The organism is Nocardia sp. NPDC052001 (genome assembly GCF_040680615.1).
Taxonomy (GTDB): domain Bacteria; phylum Actinomycetota; class Actinomycetes; order Mycobacteriales; family Mycobacteriaceae; genus Nocardia.
The window spans coordinates 486294-507879 of record NZ_JBFAXC010000005.1 but is presented as its reverse complement, the minus strand read 5'-3'; the positions used below and the strand labels follow the sequence as shown (position 1 = coordinate 507879).

The following is a 21586-nucleotide window of genomic DNA, read 5'->3' as shown; positions in this document are numbered from 1 at the left end:
TGTGCTTAGTGCCAACGGTTTCCGCAACTTACGGCAAGGAGTGCAGATCAATGGCAACTACGGGGAGTCGTACCAAGGCAAGGCGGTCTACCAAGAGCGTCTCGCCCGAGAACCTGATCACTTACGAAGAAGCTGCCCAGACCTACAACGTCTCCGAGCGGACCATTCGGAACTGGGTTCAACGTGGACTTTTGACCGTCTATGTGATCGGCCCGCGACTTAAGCGAATCGACAAGATCCAGCTGTCGCAACTGGCTGTGCCTGTCCAAGGCAAGGGCGTGGCGTGATGCGCGATTTCATGGGCAAGCACGTATCCCAGGTGGACAAGTACGGGCACGCTGTCGACGTAGACGGCATTCGGGTGCTCATGTCGGTCTTGGGGTCGTTCAGGGTGTACTACGCCGCCCACATCGACCGGGTTTGCGTCACGGTTGAGGGTCGGCCCGGGCGTGGTGACATGTCGTTGCAGCTGACGTTGGAGCAGGCGGCCCTGCTGCGTGATCTGGTCGCCGCCGGTATTGCCGATGCGATGGCCGCGACCTTGGTCGAGGTTCCCGCCGAGCTGGCTGCCGGGGGTGATGCGGCATGAGCACACATCGGTATATCGACACCTACCATCCCGCGACCGGTGAGCCGGTCGGCTGGTATCAGCCGGGACCGAAGCAGGTTGCGCGTCAGTCGATCTCGCTCACGCATTCGCTCATTCTCTTTCTGCTGATCATGGCGTTCGCGGGCGGAGTCTTCGGCGGATGCCTGCTGTTCAGTCAGCGCGAGGAGCAGTCGTCCACGGTTGTCGTGTGCCCGGCTCCGGGTGTGCAGGTGGCGGCGCTGCCCGTCGAGTGTGGCCCGCCTACCTGGTCGGCGGTGCCGCGATGAGCGAGGGCATTCCGGTCTATCCGTGGCGGATGGCACCTGCGCATTTGCGCACCAAGCGTCAGCTTGACGCGGAGGGTCTGCGCCCGAACGGCCAAGACATTCAGGGCATTCTGCCGCCGCGCGGGCGGGTCAAAGTCGCCTACCTGTTCGACGTGAACTTGGCTGCGCCGAAATTCCCGTGCACCGAGGCGAATCGGGTGGCGCTGGCCAAGGCCAACCGCGAACGCCAGCTTCGGGCGGCGGAGCGGCGCGGTATCGACCGCAGCGAGTTCGAGAGCGAAGGCGATCCGGGTCCGGGCTGGGGGACTCCTAGCCGCAGCGCGCTGGCGGACTACAAGGCGACCAGCGCCCTGGCCGCGTCGGCGGACCACGAGACCGAGCACGAGGGGATGGAGCTATGAGCGGCATCTCTCGCGTGCTGGTCACCGGGTCGGAGAGTTGGGACGACCGCCTGGCGATCCGCGAAGCCCTTGCGGCGGTGTGGAATCGGGACGCGGTACTGGTCTCGGATGCGCACCCGTGCGGCGCGGTCATGCTGGCCGAGGCGTGCTGGTCGCATTGGGGCGGGCACGTTGAACGTCATCCGGCCAACCGGAAACGCTACGGCCGATCGGCGGAGATGGTCCGCAACCTAGAGGTGATCAACCTCGGGGCGGATAGATGCCTGGCCTTTATCGGCGATGCTTCGCCCGAGGTGACGCATCTGGCTCAGCTGGCCGAGAACGCCGGTATTCCGACCAAACGCATTGTGCCCGTAAAGATTCAGCACTCGGCGCACGCCGCCGACCTTGCCGAGGTTCCTGCCGAGGATGAGCGGTCGGCGCGGGCGGTTCTGACCCGGATCACCGATATCCCGCACATGGCCGAGCACGCTCGGCGGCTGGGGCAGACCGATCGGTGGATCTGGGTGGATCGCCCGACGCCGCCACTGGTCCGCACGCCCGACCGCGAAGCGGGCCAATGGCTCAAATGCGGTGAGCATCTGCCGGATTCGTGCATCTGCCGCGACGAGCCGGGCCGACCGCGCCGCGCCGGATCTAGTGCGCTGGCCGACCACAAGGCCGGTAGCGCCCTGGCCGAGGCGACGGCTTTGGAGATCGAGCACGAAGGGATGGACCGATGAGTATTCACCTGTCCCCGCGCGATATGGCCGGGGCAACGATCCTGGCCGAGCAGTACGGCGCGCCGATGGATGCGGTGGCCGCAATGCTCGGGGTCGGCTTGAACGGCATGTACCGGATTGCCTCGAAATGGCAACGGGCGCACCTGATCAGCAAACGGCGGGTACGGCCGGTGCCGGGTCCGTCCTGGATCTTCCCGACCAAGGTGTCAGCGGAAATGCTGCTGGGCCGAGCGGTCCGGTACTGGGTGCCGACCCCGATGATGGCCGCCCACACCAAGGCCGTGTTCGAACTTCGGACGGCACTGACCGGGATGGACCTGGACCGCTGGATTTCCGAACGCCTGCTGCGCGCGGAAGTCGGGCTGGTCGAGGCCGGGCAATCGCGCCCGCACATTCACGATGGCCGCTACTACACCAGCGGCGGGGATCTGTGGGCGGTCGAGGTCGAGCTGAGCCCAAAAGACCCAAGGGCGGCGCGGTCGGCGGTGTTCCAGGCCCTTCAGGTGGCCCGGCAAGCCGACTGTGCCGGGCTCACCTACTACTGCCGAGGCGATGAGGTCAAGAACGTCATCCGTTCGGCGGCAAAGGGTTTGGACCTGTCCAGCGGCCCGAAGCTGACCCTGCTGGACCTGGAAGAAGTCATTCACCCGAGGAAAGCCGAGACCGCAGGAAAGTCCGGACTTCGGGTCATCAAGGGCGGAGTCGAGGCGAACGAAACCGCCGACGCCGCACCGCACCACGAGAACGGAAAGGCGATCGGGTCATGACCTGCGTGCCAATGATTACCCCCGACGACTGCGGACCCACCGCGGACTTGCCCGCGCCGGTGCCGCCGCCGACAACCGAACCCGCCGGTATCCAGGTCCGGCCGGAGATGCCGCCCATCAAGGGCGTCCATCATGACCCGCTGGGCTGGATGCCGGACTTCTCCTCGTGGACGTGGGACAGCGTTGGGCAGGCGAGCCTGCTCGGTGCTGCGGTGCTGGTCACCGTCGCCATCGGTGTCCTCGCGATCACCGCTCCGGCGATCCTGCTGGGCTGGAAGCCCGTCAAGCTCCGGAACTGGTTCTTCGCCTCGGTGCTGGCGATGCCGGGTGCGGCGGCGCTGTGGGCGTGGGATGTGTTCGCGCCGCTGCGCGATGCCGGGCAGGCCGCGAGCGAGTTCCTGGCGGGCCAGTTCGTCGGCGGGCTGTTCGGTATGGCTCCGCTGCTGATTCCGGCGGCATGGCTGATCGCGGCTGTGCTGCACACCAACCGGCGGATGCAGCTGCTCACGGTGGGGCTCAAGACATCAACCCGCACCGAACGCGCGATCTACGTGCAGGCCCAGCGCGAGCAGGCCGCCGCCGCGCGCCTGTCCCGCCGCCGCCTGCCCTACACAACGGGCGGACTCAACCCGCAGCTTGTGTTGGGCCGGTTGGCGTTGGAGACCACCCAGGCACCGCCGTCCGGTGTGGCGCGGGCGCTGTTGGGCCGCAATGAGACTCGGCTGATCCTGCCGTGGATCAATGTCGCCGAGCACATGACCACAGTGGCGTCCAGTGGGTCGGGCAAGACCACCCTGATGGAACGGGTGCTGCTGTCCTGGTTCACGACCACATGGACGCGGCATCGGCAATGGTGGCGTGCAGACCGGCCCGGCCGCCCGCTGATCATTGTCGTGGACTGCAACGGCGGCCCGGCATCGCGCAAGGTCGCGGGCCGAATGCGGAAGTGGTTCGAAGCCCTGGGCGTTCGGCCCGACCGGATCGGCGAGTTCCCGAGCAAGGTGAAGCTGCGGATGTGGCCGGGCAAGGACTTCGACAGCCTCAAGCCCGAGCAGCAGAAGTCCACTGTGGATGATCTGCGGTCGGTGCTCTCGGCGATGATCTCCGGCGGGTCCACGCCGACCACCGACACCGAGAAGTACTTCCACGAAATCCGCGAAACCCTCATCCATTTGATCGTGGACGCCCCGGCCAAGGTCGAAATGATCAAGGGCGTCCAGACGCCCCAGGGTCACAACCCGCCGCGCAACTGGGATGAGTTCCTGTCCCGGTTCGACGTCGACAAGCTCGCCCAGCTCTGGGGCGGGGTCGCGGGCGAGGACGTCTGGTCCGGCGTCATGGGCATCGATATGGAGATCAAGTCCACAGTCGACGGAAAACAGCCCGTGATGCGCAGTGGGCGCGCCGAATTCGCGAATTTGTATCGCTCGCTCGGTGAGGCGTTCGACGGCGACAGGGCACTGACCGACTACGACGCGCTGTACATCACCCTGGAAGGAGTCAAAACCCCGGACCGGGCGCGGTCGCAGTTCGGTGCGCTGGGCACCATGCTGGAACAGCTTGCCGACAAGCCCCACGGGCGCACCACGCTGCTTGTGGTCGATGAGTTCTCAGCAGTCTCCGATGGCAAAACCCGCGCGGTGAAATGGGTTGAACGCCTGCGCAAAGCGGGCATCGGTAGTTGGTGGATCGCGCAGTCCTGGCAGGGCCTCGGGCACGACGAAGACAGCCGTCACGCGCTCGTCTCAGCCGCTTCGGGCGGCAGTCTCATCGGGCGCACCACCGACCCGGAAACCATCTGCAAGGTCTACGGCAGCCGTCCGAAGTTCGACCGTAGCCGCAAGCTGATCAACGGCCACAACGAAGGCGACGAAGGCAACGTGCAGGTCTCGGACCAGTACCTGTTGCCGCCGAATCGCCTGCGCGCCATGAAAAAAGGCGACCTGGTGATCGTCCAGGGCGGGCGCGCCCGCTGGGGCCGGGTCAGCCCGCTCAACGACGCCGACCTCGCGAACCTGCGGCCTCTGCCCGGCATCGCCGACTTCACCGATCCCACCCCGCCCAATGGCGGCGGCAAGCTCGCGCCGGTGATCGACATGAACGGCAAGCGCCGCGCGGCGTGACCCGAAATCCGAAGTCCTGGAAGGAGATACAGCAATGACTACCCCTGATCCGATGGAACCCGAGAACCACGGCGAGGAGCTGGGCGGGCGCAGCCCCGCCGAGCAGGAGCACGACCAGGCCGTACTTGATGCCCTGGCCGCCGACATGCGCGGCACTGCCGCCGAGGAACTCGCCGAACAACTGGTGCCGGTCATCCCGGACGGCGGCACCGTCGGCCGCGCCATGGCCAAGCCCTTGGAGCGCGCCACCAAAACCCGTGACAACGTGCGTATTTGGGGTCCGGCGGTAGCAACCACCGGTGCAGCCACTGTCGCGGTGATCGTGTTGCCGTTGCCCGGCCCGCTGTCTCTCTACGTGCTGGCCTTGGCCGCGTACGCCTGGTGGCACTGCGCGGGGCGGCCCGGCCCGGTCGATTCGGTGCGGATGCTCGCGGGAGTCGTCGCCGAGCAGTCCAGCGCCGTACGCGATCGCGTGACCCGCCTGGCCGACCGTCGCGGCACCTTCGAGGCGCGGCGCACCGCGCGGGGCGGTGAGCAGTCATGAGCGAGACCACCGACACCCGTGATCTCGCCGTCGCCCTAGTAGACCGTCTCGCCGTCCTGTACGGCGGAGCGTCGGCCCGGCTCCAATGCGAGGAGAAGGCGCAAACGCTCGGGCTGCTGGCCCGCCCGGACGAACACATGGTGACGCAGCAGCGCGCGCAGCTGCGCGGCATGTGGTACCTGCTGGCGCATTCGATCGTTCTCGCGCCGCTGCCGTGGCCCGAGAAGGGGCGACGCCTGGCTGAGGCCGAAGACATCACCCCGCCCTCGCTTCGGATGCTCAACCTCGATCCGATCGTGAAAGACAACCTTGCCGCCGACGATCCGATCGCCAATGGCTTCCGCGCCCTCATCGCCCAGTTGCGCGCCCTGAACGCCTATCAGACGGCCGTGGCGATCCTGCGCGAGACCGATCAATGGGTGCTCACCGATTGGCAGTTCGGCAAGCAACTGCTGGGGCTTGGACCTGATGAGGACACGCCCCCCGAGGACACCGGATCGCTGTAGATCCGGCCCCGCAAGAAACCCACCAAGTGAAAGGAAAGTCAGTGACTACCAACCATTTTCAGATGAACCCGGAGCTTCCGGCGTGGCTGTGGACCCTGCCGCCAGCGACCCTGCTGGCCATGCTCGACCCCGGCGGTAGCCGGGCCGGGTTGCCCTCCTCGATCCAGGACTACTACTGGATTCAGCTGCGCGAAATGGGCCTGCACCTGATCGTGGACGCCCCCGCGCTGCCCGCGACTACCACCGCGGAGTTCCTGTCCCGCTTCAACCCTCACACCCTGGCCGCGCTGTGGGGCGGGGAGTACGGCGCGGGCGTATGGACAGGCGCGCCGGGCGTGGATGGGCAGATCGCGGCCCTGCTTGTCGGCAAAGTGCCGGTGCTGGCCGGGCTGCTGGCCGAGGTGACCAACCTGTTCCGGTACTGGGCCGCATTCCCGGCCGAACTGGAATCGGCTGTGCGCGTAGCCGATCCGGCCGCGTCGCTCACCTCGCTCGGGCAGGAGTGAGAACCATGTCGCACGAAGTAACCGACGAATGGGGCCAGACCGTCGCCCGCTACCCGGATCTGGAGTCCTGGTACGCCGAAGCCCGCCAGGCCGCCCGAGGCCGCCCGTTCCCGAATCGACTGTGCACTGCCGCTCTTCGGCGCGGGCACTGCGCACTCACCGCCACCGAAGCCGTCCAGGAACTCGGACACGGCATCGCTCAGGACTGGATCGAAGGCTCTACCTGGGCCGAGATCACCGACATCTTGGGCGTACCGAAGCCGCTTGCCCAGCTCTGGGCGATCGATGGCCTGATCCGTTTCGCTCGTCAATAGAACTCATTGGAAGGAAAAGCCATGCACAGCAACGATTTTCGAACCGCCGTCGTTATCGGTCTCGCCTGCGGGGCGGTCGCGACGTTCGCGACGATCGCAATTCTGGTCAACGACCTGGATGCGCGGATTCCCGACGCGATCAACCGGTTACGGCTCTCGCCCGCCGACCGCGCCGACTATGACCGAATCCTGCGCGAGCAGAAAGCGCGCCGAGAGTTCGATGTCCATGCGCGCGAACAGGTTCAGATCCAGATCCGCGCGAAGTTCCGGCCCGAGCTGCTCAGTGGCCCGATTGCGCGGGAGCTGTCCGAGCTGTCGGTCAGTGAGCTGATCAGCGAGGTTCGGTACGCGAAGAACCGCAAGTGCGCCGAGATGGTCGCGGTGGACCCCGGGTATCCGGTCGAGCGTGACGCGCGGGTGTGGGCTCCGCAGCTCGAAGCCCTGCGCAGTGAGTTCGAGAGCCGCGACCCCGATGAGCTGTCGTTCTTGGACCGCGCCCGGTTCTACCACGCCTACAACTACGTCAGCAGCCACACCGACGAATGGCCGACCGCCCGAGATGCGTTCGCGCAGAACGTCGATGTCCCTGCCTCCGTCGCTCCGTGGCAGTCCAGGACGTTCCCGCCCTACCCGGATTTCTCGGGCCCGGCCGACGAGGCGCAGGCCCTCATCATCCCCGAAACTCTCGGCGATTCCGCCGAGCAGCAGTAACACCCATTGGAAGGAATGAATCATCATGTCGCAGAACGAAGTTGACGAAATCGCCGCCGTGCCCGGCACCGTATTCCGGCAGGCCATGAACGCCGCCCGCAGCTGGCTCGCCCGCCAGCACCACTCGATTCGCGGAGCCAAATTGACCCGGCAGAAGCGCGATGAGATGGCCCGCCACATCGAGAAACAGCTGGGAGCCGAGCGTATTGCCGCCGCCTGGATGGAGAAGCGGGTAGGGGACTACCAGCACGAGGCCCGCATTGTGGCCGCGATGCGCGGTGCCCCGAACCTCTACAGCCCCGGACAGGTGCAGGCCGCGTCGGCGCGGCTTGCGGCCGTGCGGACCCGGATCGAATCGACCCTGCACATGTCGGGGATGTCGCTGGAGCAGCGGGGGCAAGCCGCCCTCGCGCTGGGCGCGGTCGATCAAGACCCGGCCAGCACGCTCGGGCCGGTTTTCCCGCCGCTGAGCAACGAAGACGCCATGTTCGCCCGCGCGGCGGGGGTGCAGTCCGAACTTCAGGACTACACACGCCGGGAAGAGGAGCAGCAGAACCGCGAATACGCGCTCTGGCAGGCAGAACAGGACCGGGCAGCGCAGGCCCGCGCCGACCGCCACACCGCCACACCCTCACCCGCGACTGCGAATCGGCAGTTTCAGTTCCAGGACTTCGCCCCGGGGCGGGAGCCGCGCGGGATCGACCAGGCCTCTCCGGCGCTGAGCCGGGCCGACGCGATACAGAAGATCCGGCACGTAGAACACCAGTGGCAGCGTGACTACACCAAGAACGGGTCCGGTCGCCAGTACCAGCAGGCGCGCGAGGACGCGGTCCGCGACGCCGAAAAGGCCGGGCTCAGCGCGGAGCGGATCCAGTGGGAATTCAACAACGCCGAGGCCAACAGCCGGTGCCGGGTGGAGATCGCGTCCAGTTCTCCGGATGGCAGCTCGCAAACGAACGTCGGGTACTTCCCGAGCGAGGCCGAGGGCGCGAAGTGGGTGCACAGCACGGTGATCGAGAACAACTGGAAGGCTGGCACACAGTTCACGGTTCGTGCCCGCGAGGCTGGCCAGCGCACGCCGTTCTACCTCCGCGAAGGCAATCAGACCACCGTTGGTCGCGCCACCGAGAAATGGCGTGACGTGACTGCGGCCCACGCCAAGGGAGAGCCCTACCGCAAGCCGGACCCCGCCGAACAGGGATCGCAGCAGGCACGCGAGGCCACCGCGGATTCCACCGAGCGCCCGCCACAGCCCGGCCGTGTCTCCGGGGAAACCGCCGGCGGTTTGGGGCAGCGCACCGCGACCGCGCAGGCCGCGCCGGACATGAACGACATGGTGGGACGGGTCCGCGAGCTTGCCGACCAGCGCAACACCCTCGCGGAGCAGACCAAGGCACTGACCGGGATCGTAGAGCAGCAGAAAGCCGAGCTGGAGCAGCAGAAAGCCGAGCTGGAGCGGCTACGCGGTGAGCGGGATGAGGCCGTGGCCAAGCTGGTCGAGCGGACCAAGCCGAGCGAGCGGTACGGCAGCGCGCAGCGCCAGGCCAAGACCGCGAAGAAGGCGACGGGACGGTCGGCGCTGGCCGGTCACCAGCCCGGTAGCGCCCTGAGCAACGGTTCCGAGCAGGACACCGAGCGGGACGGGGCCGAGCGATGAGCGCCGACGACCGCGAGCAGCAGCGACCCGAGCAGGTGTGGACCTCTGAAGCCCCCAGCGATGAAGTCTGGTTCCAGGCGCAAGAGAGCGGCGGGGCGGTGTTCGTTCGCGGGGATGGTCATTTCGGAGTCGAGTACCGCATAGCCAGCGCCGCCGACCGACGCGCCGATCTCCAGATCGACTTGAACGAAGAGACCGATCCGGACATGCGCAAGTGGCTCAGGCAGGAACTCAACCGCATCGACCAGGCGTCGGCGGGCCGGTCAGCTTTGGCGGACCACAAGCCCGGTAGCGCCCTGAGCAACGGTTCCGAGCAGGACACCGAGCGGGACGGGGCCGAGCGGTGATCCGCACCAAGGACTGCGATATCTGCACAGGTACCGGCCTGAAAGACCTCGATGATGAGGACAGCCCGTGCCGGGACTGCGATGGCCTCGGACTGGTCGTATGGACCGACGCCGACGAGCGCGCGCAGCGGTGGGCCAAGGGCACCAAGGCCGCGCCGACGCTGGATTGGGAGTCCGACCTGGAGAACTGGTGCATGGATGCCTTGCTGGTCACCTATGCCCAATGCGGCCTGGATCGGATCGACACCAAAATCGGCGAGTACCACGCCAGCCGTGTCCCGGACCCGGCAGAGGCACAATGGCGCACCGACTACACCCGGGCGCACATGCGGGTGGATTTGGCCCTGGACCAGCCATGGCCGGAACACCCCGACGCGGCATGGCTGTACGAGCGCGCCGCCGAGATCGAGCAGCACTGGATCGCAGATCCGGAGGTCGCCCCGCGCTGGCGCGAGCTGCGGCAGCTGTGGATCGAAACCGGCGCATTCATCCACCCGCAAGGGCAATTGGAGTTGCCGACCATACCGGGCGAGACACCGCCCGGTATGGACCCGGTGACGTGGCGCAGTCAGGCGCAGGCACGCGACCTGTCCGGCCACGGCCGATGGTCCGCCATCACCACGAAAACCACTGATCGAGAGGACACCGAACCAATGAATGACATTACCCAGCCCGAGCCTTTCACCCCGGCCGAAGCGGGCGAGACCGAGACGCGGATGCGCGCGGACTTCGTGCACGCCTGGTCCACCTACGAGGGCGAGTACGACCCGGCCGATGCCGTCGACTACGGCGACTACGCCAACCGGTGGATGAGCGATCCGGAGTGGGTCGAGGAGTGGTGCTACCTCCAGGACGCGACGCTTCGGCACGAAGACAACCGCGATCCCGAGCGGCTGACCGTAGACGTCGACCTGGAGGGGTTGTCGCCGATCGAGCGGCGTAGCGAGGAGCAGGCCCGCTACATGGCCGAGCACGGCGTAGAGCGCGACGGTTCCGGCGGGGTGGTTTCGCCGTACATCACCCGGGCTGACGCACTCGACCGGCCCACCGCGGGCGCGTTGTCCGCGCTCGCGGAGTTCAAGCCCGGCAACGCTCTGGCCGCCGACGCCGCTACCAGCGAGCACGACGGGTTCGAGCGATGAGCGCCCCCGCCCTGGACGCGACCATGCCTGCGCAGGCCGCACCCGAACCGGTCGGCACAGTCGCATGGTCGCCAATCCGCACCATTCCGGCCACGCCCGTCAGCTCCGATCAGGAGACGCCGGAGCATCCGAGCGGCAGCGCCGACACCGACGCCCGACTGATCGTGGCGAACCAGCGGGCCGACGAGCTGGAGGAGCAATTGGTTGCCGCCGGACAGCTGGTCGGACGGCTGATTGCCCGTAACCGAGAACTCGCTGACGCCCTGGATCAACTCGCAGAGGTTGCAGTGCGCGCGGAGCAGGAACGCCTGATTCGGCCGTCGCGGTCGGACGCGGGGTCGGCGCTGGCGGATTGGGCCGGAGGGTCCGCGCTGTCAGACCGGGCCGAAGGAGGGTACGAGCGATGAGCGCCGCCGACCCGACAAAAGGTGTCGCCGCTGTCGCCCCGACCGGGCGGGAGCTGTCGCCACCCGAGACCGGACACACCGTGACAGCCGGGAAGGCGACAGCAGGCGACACCGAGGCGACAACCGGACTGGATTGGAATGTCGCCGAGGCTGTGGCGCTGCTGGCGGTGGCTGCGGTGTCGGTCGCGGCCTTCGGCTGGTCAGCTATCGCCCTGCACGGGCTCGCCCAGGCCGCCGGGATTCCTTCCTGGCTGGCCTGGGGTGCCCCGGTCATCGTGGACGGGCCGATCATCCAATCCGCGTTCGCGCTGGTGACCCTGCGTCGCCGGGAGAAGGCCAATGTGGTCATCCCGAAGGGAACCTACGGGTTCTTTTGGGGTGAACTCGCTGCGGCAGAAGCGATTTCGCTGGTCGGCAACGCCGCCCACGCCTCGATGATCGAGGGCAAGGTACTGAACGGGTTCGCTGCCGCAGCGGTCGCGGGAGCGGCTCCGATCGCCGCACTCGCGGTTACCCACGCCTTGACCACCCTGCTGGAAGTGCCCCGGACTGCCGAGGCCAGCAACCAGGCAGCGGCGGCCGAAAAGATGGCGACAGCGCCTGTCGCACCCGTGTCGCAAAGCGTCGCCCGGACGCGACAGTCCGTCGCTGGCGACAGCGAAGGCGACGATTCGGGCGACACCGACGCGACAGCAGGCGACAGCGACGCGACACCGCCGGGTCCGGAAGCGACACCCGAGCGCGATGCCTACATCTGGGAGCAGAGCCAGGCCGGGCTATCCACACGCGATATCGGCAAGTTGATCGGCTTGCATCACGGCACCGTCGCCAAAGTCGTCGCGCGGTTCAAGGCCAGCAATGCGATCACCGAATCCGAGAACGGAGGTGACGCGCACGTCCTGAGCATCATTCGCTAACCGATCGCCGCCGGGCGGTGCCGAGACATTCGGGCCGCCCGGCGGGGCACCATCCGACTCGTTGAACCCATTGGAAGGAACCCACTCATGACCACTTCATTGACCGATTTGGACCAGATCAACACCGAGCTGATGACCACCGGCGCGACCAACCCGTTCGGCAAGGACGTCAAGCCCGGGGACGGGGTGAGCGGTGAAATCGTCGCCGTCGTGCGCCGCCACCGCCACAACAGCGCCGGACAGCCGCTGTTCTGGGTCGACCGCCGACCGATGCCCGCCGCGGGCGGCGATCCGGTCATCGATTCGCAGCTGATCCTCGAAACCGATGCCCGCGCCGACGAGCAGGACGACGGGCTATACGCGATCACTCTGGACCGCGATGTCATGCGCGCGATCAACGCGGGCGTGCGCCGCGCCCGCGCCGGAGGCATCGCCTTGGGCGGCCGACTGGAGAACCTGAGCTACGTCGGTCCGGTCGAGAGCGGCTACGGCCGCGTCTACGGGCTGGACGCCTACACCGCGCCCGCCGCCTAGCCGCCAGCACCGCGCAGCCCCCGGCCCGTATGGGTCGGGGGCTGCGTCGTGTTCACGGCCGGTCGGCGGCGCGGCATGGGTGGAGCGGTTCCACCCTGACCGCTATTTCGGCCCTTCCTCCGAAGGCTTGGCCTGTCCGGACTGCGGTTTGCACAAGGGTGGCCGCAGGCCATCGCCGAAGGCGGCGAGCCGCAGGCGAAGCGCTTGGGCAAGGCGCTGGCCGGACATATCCTGTCCGGCCGAGGAAGGGCCGTTCTCGTGTCACGGCATCGGCTGTGCGGCAGTTGATCTCGGGGTATCGAGGGCGCGAAAATCCCGCGAAAACCCAGCGAATCAGGCGTACAAACCGGTGCGGGTTTTTCGCGTGTCCCCACCACCCCAAAAACCATGCGTGAGCAGTGTTTTAAGGGCAAGATTTCTGCTCACTCCCTTCCCTCCCCCGTTCCCCATCTCATCTCCCACTACGTGAACAGAAGATGAGATGGGGAACGGGGGAGGGAAGGGAGCAATCAGAAATCAAAAAGATGAAGTGAGTGAGAGGTGGTGGGGTGGTGAGGAAAAGACAAAAGACTTGGGTTGCGTTGGGTGGGTATCGGAGCGTTTGCGAGTAGGTTGCGTTGGCATACGAAGGTTGTGGTCCGGCCAGGTAGGCAGGCTGCGGTATAGAGCACGCGAGACCGTAAGGGGTTGGGTCCGTAGCGCGATGGCGGTGGGGACCGGGGTACCGCGACCGAAGGTCGCGCGGTCCGCGCGCGGCGTGTGTGGTGTCCCTCCGGTATGGCCTTCACGGGGCTATCACAGACAGAACCCGCCCCGCGCACTCGGTGAGTGATCCAGCGGCCAGGTGCGCCGGGCGCGGGGCGGGTTCCGTCCGTGATCGGAGACGCCCCAGGCCATACCGGAGGGACACCACACACCAGCCCCGACGCGCTTGCGGACCGGGAAAAACACCGCGCCCGCAGGGCACGAAAGGGCATCGCCTCGGCGGCGGGCCAGGCCGCCCAGAGGGACACCAGCGCGCAGGGGAACGGACCGTAGCTCTACCGGACTCCCGGAACCGGCAACGCGGCGTGCGAAGAAGGGAACGACATGATCGTTCCCGGCAGCGCAGCTATTCGATAGCGTCCGATAAGCAAGCTCGCGGCTATTGAATGCGGCAAGGTGTGCCGTGCCGGGTATTCCGCCGCAGATTCGCGGCAAAATACCCGCACCGCGAACCATTCGAAACGCCTGCTAGGACTGTGAATCCGACCGTACCGGCCGCGAATCGCTGGTGTACGCGGCGCGCGGCCGGTGGTGAGAATGAGCTGTATCGATCATGAGACCGGAGTCATCGAACCGGTGTCATGGCCGTGATACGCGTGCGGACACCGCCGCACAGGACATCGCCGAGCCATCGCAGCGCCCGCGCGTCGTCAGTGAGCGGTTCCAGGGCCAGGTATGCGGCACGCATCGCGGCCAGTTCGGGGGGAGGCGAGTTCGTGAGGGCTTGTCATTGCCGGAGATTCTCACGCCCGTGTCGCGGTTGTGTCGCACGCGCGGGCGGTCTCGGTCTGCCCTTGGCTGGTTTGTGGACACATCATGGATATGATTCGAAACTATGTTCGAACGCTGGCCCGACGAATTCGAACCGCCGCTGCGGCGCGTGGTCGATCCACCGACGCCGGTGACAGTGGATCTGGCAGCCGCGATCCCGACCCACCCGGGCAATGCCAGCGCCAACGCGCTGCCGATGCGTGTGCGTGCCGGAGGGCTGGACATGACCGGCACAGCACCCGGGTTGCTGCACGGGTGGGCGCGCACCCGAGACGGCGCATGGATAGGGCTAGTCGAATTCGCGATCGAGACCGGGAACCGGCGCGGGACATTGGAGATGCGGCAATGGTGCTCTCAGCGCGCCATCACTCCCCGCTGAGAGCGTCGCCGATCGCGGCGGCGGACAGCCGGGTCGCCGTAGGTCAGCATGAGCCGAATCCGCAGGCACGCCAGCGCCCACCGCCCGGCCGTGCTGTCGTAGAAGCCGGGACCACGCGGCGGCGATGTCGTCATATCAGCTTGGACGCGCTCGCCGCCGTGCGGGTTCCCGCGATATCGCCCGCCGGTGCGGTCAGAGTTGAGGCATGGCCGCGAGCGCGGACCGCAGCGAATCGACTACCGCGCCCGCACCCGGAACCGCGGCGGCCAGCGAATCGACTGCCCCGGCAACAGGATCGACGGTCGGCGCGGCTACTTCGATGAGCGGAGGGACCACTGCGGGCTTTTCCACGTCGACGCCGCCGCCGAGCGCACCGGCCGCGCCGCCGCCGACAACAGCGCCCGCCGTGGCGCCCGCCACGATGGCCGGGACTGCCGCCGTGACTAACCCGACCGCGCATCCAGCCACACCGCCCACCGCAGCGCCTAGTGGTGCGCCCGCGCCCGCAGTCGGCACGCCCCCGATGGCCGCGCCCACCGCCGCGCCGACAACGCCGCCGACACCGCATCCGGCCACTGCCGCAGGCACCGAAGCGATTTCCATTCCAACGCCGCCGCCGACCAGCCCGCCCATGAGGGTCGAGGCGGCGCGCCGGTCCGACTCCTGCCGGGAGAATCCGAGCGCGTCATATCCTGCGGCGATCTGCCATTCCCCCCAGTTCAGATACGCCTGCGCCTTGTCCCGGGTCTTGGCATCTACCCAATTCGGTACCGCCACAGTGGCATTGCCCGCCCGCAATGTGTTCGGCGCAGCCGGAACGACTTCCGGCGCGGGCTCCGGTTCTGGGCTCTGTGCCTCGTTGTCCTGCGCCGGTTGAGGTTTCGGGACACTGGGTCGGGGCGGGGTCTGTTGACTCGGCTGCGGGCGCGCTGGGGGTGCGGGCGGGTCCGGGATGTAGTCGGCCAGACTCGGCGCTGCGGGCGGCGGTTGCGGAGCCGTACTCAGTCCCGGCTGACCATCACCCGGCACCGCCAACCCTGGTTGCCCCGGCGCGGCGGCGGCCACCCCGTGACCGGCGGCCAGAACGAACGGCAGAACCGATAGAAGAACTCGTTTACGTGTCACTGCTCACCCCTCAGCTGACCTACCGCGTCAGCCGACTACCCGGGCTGAATATGCGCGCGGTGATCATCCGAAACCGATCCTGCTCCGCTCAGACCGCAGAAGCCCGGCGGCAGGCAGAGTCGGCACGTTTGGTCAGTAGTCGGCACGTACGACCAGTCGCGGAGGTGGGGGATAGGTGTTAGCCGAGGGCCGCGCGGACATCAGTCCATTGATTTTTCGCGCGGTGGGCGTACCGCTGAGTGGTGGTGATGCTGGCATGGCCCAGCAGCCGCGAAACCTCTTCGATAGGGATTCCAGCCTCCAGCAGGCGACTCGCGTAGGTGTGGCGCAGGTCATGCAAGCGGACATGGCCGATCTGGTGCCGGTGCTTGCCCTTGCCGACGTACGCGATCCGCACCGACGCATCGAATCGCGTCCGGAGATTGGACGGATCGAATGGCCTGCCTTCGGTGTGAGCGAGAACCAGACCGGAATGGACGCGGGCGGCGCGGGGGTACGTGATGGGGGCGGGCGCAGGCTTGCCGACGCCGACTTGCGAAAGGTGTCTGTGTAACCGCTGAGTCAAGCTGGCCCCGATGGGAATCGTGCGGCGCTCATGATCCTTCGGGGACTTCATCAGTTGCTCGACGGGATCGTAGGCCCATTCGATCGCGACCAATCGGCGTTTCAGATCGACGTTCTCCCAGTGCAGGCCCATCGCTTCGCCGAGCCTGATTCCCGTACCAAGCAGTACGTCTACGACGAGCTGATCGAAATCGCTCAACGAGGCCATGATTGCTGAGGTTTCGCTGATGTCCAGGTAGCGCTCCGGCATTGGGCCGGGCTTCGGCAAGCTCACGCCTTTGCATGGATTCATCTCGATGACACCAGCCTTGTGCGCTTCCTTCATGGACGCGCTCAGGAGGTAGTAGTTTTTGGCGACCGTCGAGGGTGCCATGCCGGATTTCGCCATGTCGGTCACCCATAGCTGAATCATGCCGGTTGTGATGCTGCGCACAGGTTCCCGCTCCCATCGCGGGCGAACGTGATCGCGTAGTCGACCTTGGTCAGACCGATCTGTGCTCTTGTCCACGATTCGGCGAGCCTGCCACCGCGGTTCCCACTCGCCCCACGTCAGTTTCCCCGCGTCGGCGGGCGTCGGGGACTCGCGCTGATTGACTTCCTCCTTGCCCGCGTACCGCACCGCATCGTCCTTGCGGGCAAAGGTCTTGGGCAGCCGCCGTTTCTTGCCTGCTGCGTCGCGATATACGCCGCTGTACCGGCCGCTGGGGAGCTTCTCGGCCCATGCCATGTGATCGCGCCTCCGTCGATATCCATGTGGGGCATTCGTGGGGCATGTTGTACTCTTGTCCCCGCTAAGCCGCTACGCCCCTTTAGCTCAGTTGGTAGAGCTGGAGACTTTTAATCTCTAGGTCGTAGGTTCGAGTCCTACAGGGGGCACAACGCAGTGAAGGGGCACCTACGGGTGCCCCTTCTGTCGTCTATGCCCCATGGATGCCCCAAGATTTTAGCGTTTCCGCAGCTAGAAGCGCTGCGACTTGCGGATTAAAAGTCCGTAGCTCTACCAACTGAGCTATAGGGGCGCGGTCGATCACTTTAGTAGGTTGACCCCGCAAGTGTTAAATGAGTATCCAATTGTGTGCTGCCGGACGGCATTTGCGCTGGTCACGGCGGTTGGCCCCGCGTGTGTCGGTGGTGTCGCCGGGCGCTGCGGCGGGGGTGGTCCGCTCGGGCGGGTGTCCGGAGCGCGGTGCGCGCGTGGCCGGTTCGCGGGAGTGTCGTGTCGTGGCCCGGTTCGCGTGAGGGTCGTGGTCGGGTGACCGGGTGCGCCAAAGGGGTGACTGAATGTGCCGATCCCCCAGTTTCGGGGGCACCGGGGTGGGGTGCGCGGAGCACGATGAGGGGCTGTGAGGGTGCGGACCGGTCGGTGGGGATTGATGGCGGCGCGGGCGGGGGCGGACCGCGCGCCGGGGAGGGGCGCGCGGGCGGCGCGAGGGGTGCGGCCCGGTTGCGTCCCGGTCGTGCGCGCGCACGCCGGAACCGGCGCTGTACTGCCGTTCGGCAATCGCGTTGACACGCAGATTGTTTCGATGCGCCTGATTGTGAATATCATCCAATGGTGATGTGTGGCAAGCATTTTGGAGCGCAGGCCGGGAACCGGCCGGATTCGGCGCGGCCGGCGGCGCTCGGTACCGCGGGTGCTGCCGGGCGTGCGGCGGCGGGGTGTGCCGCTGTGGCCGAATACCGAACGTTCAAGGGATATGGGCGAATTCAGCTTTCCGGACCATTCACCCAGCTGTTAGCTGAGGAATTGCGGTTTTCGATAGGGGGCATGCTGGCTAACTGACTCTCCGGTACACCTCACGCAGGGTGCGCATTCCGGGTACGGTGACCGACTGGTGAATTCCTGAAGAACCGGGATTGCCCCGGTAGCACGGGATTCGGCTTATCGTTGATATGCCCGAATGGGTTGCGAACGGTTCCGATCGATCGCGGCTCCAACAGATCAGGCTGCGGGAGGCGGTTCCAGACGACTAGAACGCCCGGGTGCGCACCCCCTGCGGCGCACCCGGGCGGGAAAAACTATACCAGTTGGTGTGTTTCAAGTTTTTCGCGCTTTTTCGTACCAAAAGTTTGGTAATTCGGGCGAAGCCCGTTTTGAAGTATTTGAAAGACACGTAACTTTGCGTCGAGGGCGCTTTGTGGAACACCACGGGGTAGCCAGCGGCGGTAGCTAGCTTCGGAGGCGTTTCGAGCATGGCACGGCAGCAAGAGCGGGCCCGCCGGACACGCGCGGCGATCATAAGGTCCGCCGCCGTTGAGTTCGGGAAGAGCGGCTATGCCGCTGCATCGCTCAACCGCATATTGGAAGGTTCACGCGCGACCAAGGGCGCCATGTACTTTCACTTCGACTCCAAGGAGGACCTGGCTCGCGCGGTCTTGGAAGCGGCAGTCGACCGCTACCGCGTGTCCACCGAAAGATGGCTCGGCAGAGGGGATCTCGGACCCCTGGATGTCCTGCACGGCATGATCGACGAGATCGCGCTGCGGCTGGAGAACGACATCATCATCCAGGCCGAGTTCCGGCTCATCATCGAACCGGAGTTCTATCGCGATATCCAGGCCGGCGGCGGCCGCATTCTCGGGCGGTCCATCCGGCTGCTCGCGGTGCGCGCCACCGAGCACAAGCAATTGCGCGGTGACACCGATCCGGACCGCTTCACCCGCACGCTGGCGGCGGCCCTGGCGGGCCAGCGCTATATCGCCGATGTGCTGGGTGGTCCGGTCGATCTGCGCTCCCGGTTCACCGAGGCGCTCGAGATGATCGTGGAAGCCACCGCGACTCCCGAGTGGACCGAGGAGTTCCGGCGCGTGGGCTGGCGGGTGTCCGCCCGGCTGGAAGATCTCAATTTGACGGTTTGACCAGCAGATTTGGGAATAGAGCGGATGCTGTCATAAGCTATCTCCGCTCCCAACGGAAGCCGTTGAGTGTAACGGTCCGGAGTGATCCGGCGGGCCCCCTTCGTCTAGCGGCCTAGGACGCCGCCCTTTCAAGGCGGTAGCGCGGGTTCGAATCCCGTAGGGGGTACAACAGTGGCAACACTGTTGTAGTGGAGCAAGCAAGGCCCTGTGGCGCAGTTGGTTAGCGCGCCGCCCTGTCACGGCGGAGGTCGCGGGTTCGAGTCCCGTCAGGGTCGCAAGACTTATCTTGGCATTCGATACCGGGTGCTTCGGCCAGGTAGCTCAGTTGGTACGAGCGTCCGCCTGAAAAGCGGAAGGTCGCCGGTTCGATCCCGGCTCTGGCCACCATCGTCATCAAAGGTCGCACCCCGAGGGTGCGACCTTTTTTGTCGTACCCCCGAGGGAAAATCAAGGGGTGAGATCAGCAACGGGGGGAACCGGCGCGCGACGCCGTCCGCATCGCATTTACTCTCTGCGCCAACCCGATACGCGCCGCTTCCGCGTCCGCCGCGCGAGCCGAGCGCTGTTCGGCTGGGGAGGTTGGCCGAAGCTGGCGGCCATGGTCACCACCATCGCCGCGCTGGCGACGCTGTGGTTCACGAACCAATCACTCAGGGCGACAAGCGAACAGTCCGGACTGGCACGTCAGACCGCCGTCACCGACCGCTTCGCGAAAGCCGTCGAGCAGCTGGGCAACAGCAACCTCGATATCCGGCTGGGCGGAATCAACCTGCTACGCAAGCTCTCCGAGGACTCCGAGCCGGATCGCAAGCCGATCATGCAGATGCTCGGAGCCTTCGTGCGCACCCACGCGCCGAATGGACCCGAATGCGGTGTGGTCAAGAAAGAACCCGATCTCGACGTGCAGACCGCGCTGACCGTGATCGGCGGCCGAGATGACGCTCATGTCGAGATCATCGACCTGTCGAATACCTGCCTGGTGTGGGCCAACCTGAGGAATGCCAACTTTCGGCAGGTGCTCCTGACACAGTCCAACCTGACGCATGCGTTGTTTCTCCAGGCCGACCTACGGGAATCGGTATTCGTGGACTCCGTCCTCGACAGTGCGGTGCTGGACGGCGCTGACCTGCGCGACGCCGGGTTTCAAGGCGGTTCGATGCAGGCTGTGATATTCGGTGACGCGAAGCTGCACAGAGCCGGGTTCGCCTCGGTCGATATGCGTATGGCCGCACTGGGCAGTGCCGATTTGCGGGGCGCGCAGTTCGCCCACACGGATCTCCGAGGTGCGAGCTTGGCCGACGGTTTCTCGATGGCCTTCTCGTCCGGCCCGCTACCGGATCTGATGACCACCGACGAGGAACAGGTGAACGGGGCGAGTGTCATGTTCGTGCGATTCGACCCGGCGACGACCTGGCCCAGGGGCTTCACACCACGGTCGCAACCGTTTCGGGCCTGGGACGCACAATATGGGGACTTCTGTCCGACCTACCAGGTGAAGCCCTGCTAGCGCTGATTTTCGCGTGTTCGCACCGACCGTCCTGATCTTGGTGCCATGCTGGAGGTATGGCTGATGAAGACAACCAGTGGTACTACTGCATCGATCATCACCGGGCTGAGCAGGGTAAGCAGTGCTGGGTGGGTGGGCGGATGGGGCCGTATCCTGATAAGGCAACTGCCGAAAGGGCTTTGGAGATCGCGAAGGCGCGGAACAAGGCCGCGGACGCCGACGACGACTGAGGACGGCTCGCTGGACTGGCCGCTCGGGCCTATGCGCTCACGTGTACCTCAGGTACATCAACTAAAGTTCCGTGAGCAGAATCGACGTTGTGCCCACCCGTGCCGGGGGCGCGTACGGGCGAGAATCGAGCGGGAGGGCGAGTCTTGAAGGTTACCGTTGTGGTGCCGACCTACAACGAGCGGGAGAATCTTCCGGTGGCGGTGGAGCGACTCACCGCACTACCGGTGGCCGACCTGCACGTGCTGGTGGTGGATGACAATTCACCCGATGGCACCGGTGAGGTGGCCGACAAGCTGGCGGTGGACCTGCCCAATGTGGTGAGTGTGCTGCACCGCACCGAGAAGGACGGTCTGGGCCGCGCCTACATCGCGGGCATCACCCGCGCCCTGGACGAGGGTGCGGACGTGGTGATCCAGATGGACGCCGATCTCTCGCATCCCGCCGAGGTGATTCCGGCCATGCTGGAGAAGCTGGAGACCACCGACGCGGGCGTGGTGCTCGGATCCCGCTATGTGCCCGGCGGTTCCACCGCCGAGGAGTGGAAGTGGCATCGCAAGGCGCTGTCCGCCTGGGCCAACTTCTACGTGAATCTGATTCTGCGCCTGGGCGTCAAGGACGCGACCGCCGGTTTCAAGGCGTGGAAGGCCGATACGCTGCGCGCCATCGATGTGTCCTCGATCAAGAGCAACGGTTACTCGTTCCAGGTCGAGATGAACTATCGGACGGTCAAGAAGGGCATCACCATCGCCGAGGTGCCGATCCGCTTCGAGGAGCGCACCAAGGGCGCGTCCAAGATGACGTTGAAGGTGCAGCTGGAGTCGGCGTTGATGCCGTGGAAGCTGCTGTTCGGCAAGGCCGTCTGACGCGCTGTCGCACACCGTGACTTCGATCCCGCACCACTTCGGTGGTGC

Annotated in this window: 25 protein-coding genes and 5 tRNA genes; 27 read left to right on the top strand and 3 right to left on the bottom strand. The window is 66.2% G+C overall.

What is annotated here, in order from left to right:
* The first annotated feature begins 50 nt into the window (after positions 1–50).
* From AB0L82_RS26215 to AB0L82_RS26125, 19 genes are all read left to right on the top strand, one after another.
* Entirely contained in the window at positions 51–287 is a 237-nt protein-coding gene (locus AB0L82_RS26215) for a helix-turn-helix domain-containing protein (RefSeq protein ID WP_364641572.1), read from the top strand.
* The gene (locus AB0L82_RS26210) at positions 287–589 is read left to right on the top strand and encodes a hypothetical protein (protein WP_364641569.1); all 303 of its coding nucleotides are present in this window, start codon (positions 287–289) and stop codon (positions 587–589) included. Before AB0L82_RS26215 ends, AB0L82_RS26210 begins: the two co-directional genes overlap by 1 nt.
* Complete coding sequence (locus AB0L82_RS26205) at positions 586–876, top strand: hypothetical protein (RefSeq protein ID WP_364641565.1); 291 nt, start codon at positions 586–588, stop codon at positions 874–876. Before AB0L82_RS26210 ends, AB0L82_RS26205 begins: the two co-directional genes overlap by 4 nt.
* On the top strand, positions 873–1277 hold the full coding sequence (locus AB0L82_RS26200) for an RRQRL motif-containing zinc-binding protein (RefSeq protein ID WP_364641562.1): 405 nt from the start codon (positions 873–875) through the stop codon (positions 1275–1277). The genes AB0L82_RS26205 and AB0L82_RS26200 overlap by 4 nt, the downstream gene beginning before the upstream one ends.
* Entirely contained in the window at positions 1274–1999 is a 726-nt protein-coding gene (locus tag AB0L82_RS26195; protein ID WP_364641559.1) for a hypothetical protein, read from the top strand. The genes AB0L82_RS26200 and AB0L82_RS26195 overlap by 4 nt, the downstream gene beginning before the upstream one ends.
* A complete protein-coding gene (locus AB0L82_RS26190; RefSeq protein WP_364641556.1) occupies positions 1996–2766 on the top strand; it encodes a hypothetical protein in 771 nt (256 codons plus the stop codon). Before AB0L82_RS26195 ends, AB0L82_RS26190 begins: the two co-directional genes overlap by 4 nt.
* Positions 2763–4889, top strand: coding sequence for a hypothetical protein (locus tag AB0L82_RS26185; RefSeq protein WP_364641553.1), 2127 nt, complete (start codon positions 2763–2765; stop codon positions 4887–4889). Before AB0L82_RS26190 ends, AB0L82_RS26185 begins: the two co-directional genes overlap by 4 nt.
* 34 nt (positions 4890–4923) lie before the next feature.
* Positions 4924–5433 carry a hypothetical protein gene (locus tag AB0L82_RS26180; RefSeq protein ID WP_364641550.1) on the top strand — a complete coding sequence of 170 codons (510 nt, stop codon included), beginning with the start codon at positions 4924–4926 and terminating at the stop codon, positions 5431–5433.
* A complete protein-coding gene (locus AB0L82_RS26175; RefSeq protein ID WP_364641547.1) occupies positions 5430–5939 on the top strand; it encodes a hypothetical protein in 510 nt (169 codons plus the stop codon). Before AB0L82_RS26180 ends, AB0L82_RS26175 begins: the two co-directional genes overlap by 4 nt.
* Positions 5940–5980: 41 nt before the next feature.
* Positions 5981–6445: a hypothetical protein gene (locus tag AB0L82_RS26170; RefSeq protein ID WP_364641544.1), complete on the top strand. Its 465-nt coding sequence runs from the start codon at positions 5981–5983 to the stop codon at positions 6443–6445.
* 5 nt (positions 6446–6450) lie between these two features.
* Positions 6451–6759, top strand: a complete 309-nt coding sequence (locus AB0L82_RS26165; protein WP_364641541.1) for a hypothetical protein — start codon at positions 6451–6453, stop codon at positions 6757–6759.
* Positions 6760–6780: 21 nt separating this feature from the next.
* A complete protein-coding gene (locus AB0L82_RS26160; protein WP_364641538.1) occupies positions 6781–7470 on the top strand; it encodes a hypothetical protein in 690 nt (229 codons plus the stop codon).
* A gap of 25 nt (positions 7471–7495) precedes the next feature.
* Positions 7496–9127 (top strand): hypothetical protein, encoded by a 1632-nt coding sequence (locus AB0L82_RS26155; protein ID WP_364641535.1) that lies wholly within the window; start codon positions 7496–7498, stop codon positions 9125–9127.
* A complete protein-coding gene (locus AB0L82_RS26150) occupies positions 9124–9474 on the top strand; it encodes a hypothetical protein (protein ID WP_364641532.1) in 351 nt (116 codons plus the stop codon). The genes AB0L82_RS26155 and AB0L82_RS26150 overlap by 4 nt, the downstream gene beginning before the upstream one ends.
* Positions 9471–10616 (top strand): hypothetical protein, encoded by a 1146-nt coding sequence (locus AB0L82_RS26145; RefSeq protein ID WP_364641529.1) that lies wholly within the window; start codon positions 9471–9473, stop codon positions 10614–10616. The genes AB0L82_RS26150 and AB0L82_RS26145 overlap by 4 nt, the downstream gene beginning before the upstream one ends.
* Positions 10613–11023 (top strand): hypothetical protein, encoded by a 411-nt coding sequence (locus AB0L82_RS26140; protein ID WP_364641526.1) that lies wholly within the window; start codon positions 10613–10615, stop codon positions 11021–11023. The genes AB0L82_RS26145 and AB0L82_RS26140 overlap by 4 nt, the downstream gene beginning before the upstream one ends.
* The gene (locus AB0L82_RS26135) at positions 11020–11940 is read left to right on the top strand and encodes a DUF2637 domain-containing protein (protein WP_364641524.1); all 921 of its coding nucleotides are present in this window, start codon (positions 11020–11022) and stop codon (positions 11938–11940) included. The genes AB0L82_RS26140 and AB0L82_RS26135 overlap by 4 nt, the downstream gene beginning before the upstream one ends.
* Before the next feature lie 87 nt (positions 11941–12027).
* Positions 12028–12474 (top strand): hypothetical protein, encoded by a 447-nt coding sequence (locus AB0L82_RS26130; protein ID WP_364641521.1) that lies wholly within the window; start codon positions 12028–12030, stop codon positions 12472–12474.
* A gap of 1600 nt (positions 12475–14074) precedes the next feature.
* Entirely contained in the window at positions 14075–14389 is a 315-nt protein-coding gene (locus AB0L82_RS26125) for a hypothetical protein (RefSeq protein ID WP_364641518.1), read from the top strand.
* A gap of 192 nt (positions 14390–14581) precedes the next feature.
* On the opposite strand, the gene AB0L82_RS26120 is transcribed toward AB0L82_RS26125, so the two are convergent.
* Together AB0L82_RS26120 and AB0L82_RS26115 are read right to left on the bottom strand one after the other, a co-directional pair.
* Positions 14582–15514 carry a hypothetical protein gene (locus tag AB0L82_RS26120; protein ID WP_364641515.1) on the bottom strand — a complete coding sequence of 311 codons (933 nt, stop codon included), beginning with the start codon at positions 15512–15514 and terminating at the stop codon, positions 14582–14584.
* A gap of 178 nt (positions 15515–15692) precedes the next feature.
* Entirely contained in the window at positions 15693–16805 is a 1113-nt protein-coding gene (locus AB0L82_RS26115) for a tyrosine-type recombinase/integrase (protein ID WP_364641512.1), read from the bottom strand.
* A gap of 76 nt (positions 16806–16881) precedes the next feature.
* Here AB0L82_RS26115 and AB0L82_RS26110 point away from each other — a divergent pair.
* A tRNA-Lys gene (locus tag AB0L82_RS26110) sits at positions 16882–16954 on the top strand.
* Between the two features lie 51 nt (positions 16955–17005).
* On the opposite strand, the gene AB0L82_RS26105 is transcribed toward AB0L82_RS26110, so the two are convergent.
* Positions 17006–17098 (bottom strand) — tRNA-Lys (locus AB0L82_RS26105).
* Between the two features lie 1173 nt (positions 17099–18271).
* Between AB0L82_RS26105 and AB0L82_RS26100 the strand changes: the two genes are divergently transcribed.
* From AB0L82_RS26100 to AB0L82_RS26070, 7 genes are all read left to right on the top strand, one after another.
* Positions 18272–18937: a TetR/AcrR family transcriptional regulator gene (locus AB0L82_RS26100; protein WP_364641509.1), complete on the top strand. Its 666-nt coding sequence runs from the start codon at positions 18272–18274 to the stop codon at positions 18935–18937.
* Between the two features lie 93 nt (positions 18938–19030).
* Positions 19031–19103 (top strand) — tRNA-Glu (locus tag AB0L82_RS26095).
* A 35-nt stretch (positions 19104–19138) separates the two neighbouring features.
* Positions 19139–19212: transfer RNA gene (locus tag AB0L82_RS26090), tRNA-Asp, on the top strand.
* 35 nt (positions 19213–19247) lie between these two features.
* Positions 19248–19324, top strand: a tRNA-Phe gene (locus AB0L82_RS26085).
* Between the two features lie 211 nt (positions 19325–19535).
* Positions 19536–20444 (top strand): pentapeptide repeat-containing protein, encoded by a 909-nt coding sequence (locus tag AB0L82_RS26080; RefSeq protein WP_364641506.1) that lies wholly within the window; start codon positions 19536–19538, stop codon positions 20442–20444.
* 56 nt (positions 20445–20500) lie between these two features.
* Entirely contained in the window at positions 20501–20674 is a 174-nt protein-coding gene (locus AB0L82_RS26075) for a hypothetical protein (RefSeq protein ID WP_364641503.1), read from the top strand.
* A gap of 162 nt (positions 20675–20836) precedes the next feature.
* Complete coding sequence (locus tag AB0L82_RS26070) at positions 20837–21538, top strand: polyprenol monophosphomannose synthase (protein ID WP_364641800.1); 702 nt, start codon at positions 20837–20839, stop codon at positions 21536–21538.
* Positions 21539–21586 lie beyond the last annotated feature (48 nt).

Coding starts and splice junctions, on each gene's coding strand:
- AB0L82_RS26215 (WP_364641572.1), top strand. CDS start 51: ATGGCAACTACGGGGAGTCGTACCAAGGCAAGGCGGTCTACCAAGAGC.
- AB0L82_RS26210 (WP_364641569.1), top strand. CDS start 287: ATGCGCGATTTCATGGGCAAGCACGTATCCCAGGTGGACAAGTACGGG.
- AB0L82_RS26205 (WP_364641565.1), top strand. CDS start 586: ATGAGCACACATCGGTATATCGACACCTACCATCCCGCGACCGGTGAG.
- AB0L82_RS26200 (WP_364641562.1), top strand. CDS start 873: ATGAGCGAGGGCATTCCGGTCTATCCGTGGCGGATGGCACCTGCGCAT.
- AB0L82_RS26195 (WP_364641559.1), top strand. CDS start 1,274: ATGAGCGGCATCTCTCGCGTGCTGGTCACCGGGTCGGAGAGTTGGGAC.
- AB0L82_RS26190 (WP_364641556.1), top strand. CDS start 1,996: ATGAGTATTCACCTGTCCCCGCGCGATATGGCCGGGGCAACGATCCTG.
- AB0L82_RS26185 (WP_364641553.1), top strand. CDS start 2,763: ATGACCTGCGTGCCAATGATTACCCCCGACGACTGCGGACCCACCGCG.
- AB0L82_RS26180 (WP_364641550.1), top strand. CDS start 4,924: ATGACTACCCCTGATCCGATGGAACCCGAGAACCACGGCGAGGAGCTG.
- AB0L82_RS26175 (WP_364641547.1), top strand. CDS start 5,430: ATGAGCGAGACCACCGACACCCGTGATCTCGCCGTCGCCCTAGTAGAC.
- AB0L82_RS26165 (WP_364641541.1), top strand. CDS start 6,451: ATGTCGCACGAAGTAACCGACGAATGGGGCCAGACCGTCGCCCGCTAC.
- AB0L82_RS26160 (WP_364641538.1), top strand. CDS start 6,781: ATGCACAGCAACGATTTTCGAACCGCCGTCGTTATCGGTCTCGCCTGC.
- AB0L82_RS26155 (WP_364641535.1), top strand. CDS start 7,496: ATGTCGCAGAACGAAGTTGACGAAATCGCCGCCGTGCCCGGCACCGTA.
- AB0L82_RS26150 (WP_364641532.1), top strand. CDS start 9,124: ATGAGCGCCGACGACCGCGAGCAGCAGCGACCCGAGCAGGTGTGGACC.
- AB0L82_RS26140 (WP_364641526.1), top strand. CDS start 10,613: ATGAGCGCCCCCGCCCTGGACGCGACCATGCCTGCGCAGGCCGCACCC.
- AB0L82_RS26135 (WP_364641524.1), top strand. CDS start 11,020: ATGAGCGCCGCCGACCCGACAAAAGGTGTCGCCGCTGTCGCCCCGACC.
- AB0L82_RS26130 (WP_364641521.1), top strand. CDS start 12,028: ATGACCACTTCATTGACCGATTTGGACCAGATCAACACCGAGCTGATG.
- AB0L82_RS26125 (WP_364641518.1), top strand. CDS start 14,075: ATGTTCGAACGCTGGCCCGACGAATTCGAACCGCCGCTGCGGCGCGTG.
- AB0L82_RS26115 (WP_364641512.1), bottom strand. CDS start 16,805: ATGGCATGGGCCGAGAAGCTCCCCAGCGGCCGGTACAGCGGCGTATAT.
- AB0L82_RS26100 (WP_364641509.1), top strand. CDS start 18,272: ATGGCACGGCAGCAAGAGCGGGCCCGCCGGACACGCGCGGCGATCATA.
- AB0L82_RS26080 (WP_364641506.1), top strand. CDS start 19,536: ATGGTCACCACCATCGCCGCGCTGGCGACGCTGTGGTTCACGAACCAA.
- AB0L82_RS26075 (WP_364641503.1), top strand. CDS start 20,501: ATGGCTGATGAAGACAACCAGTGGTACTACTGCATCGATCATCACCGG.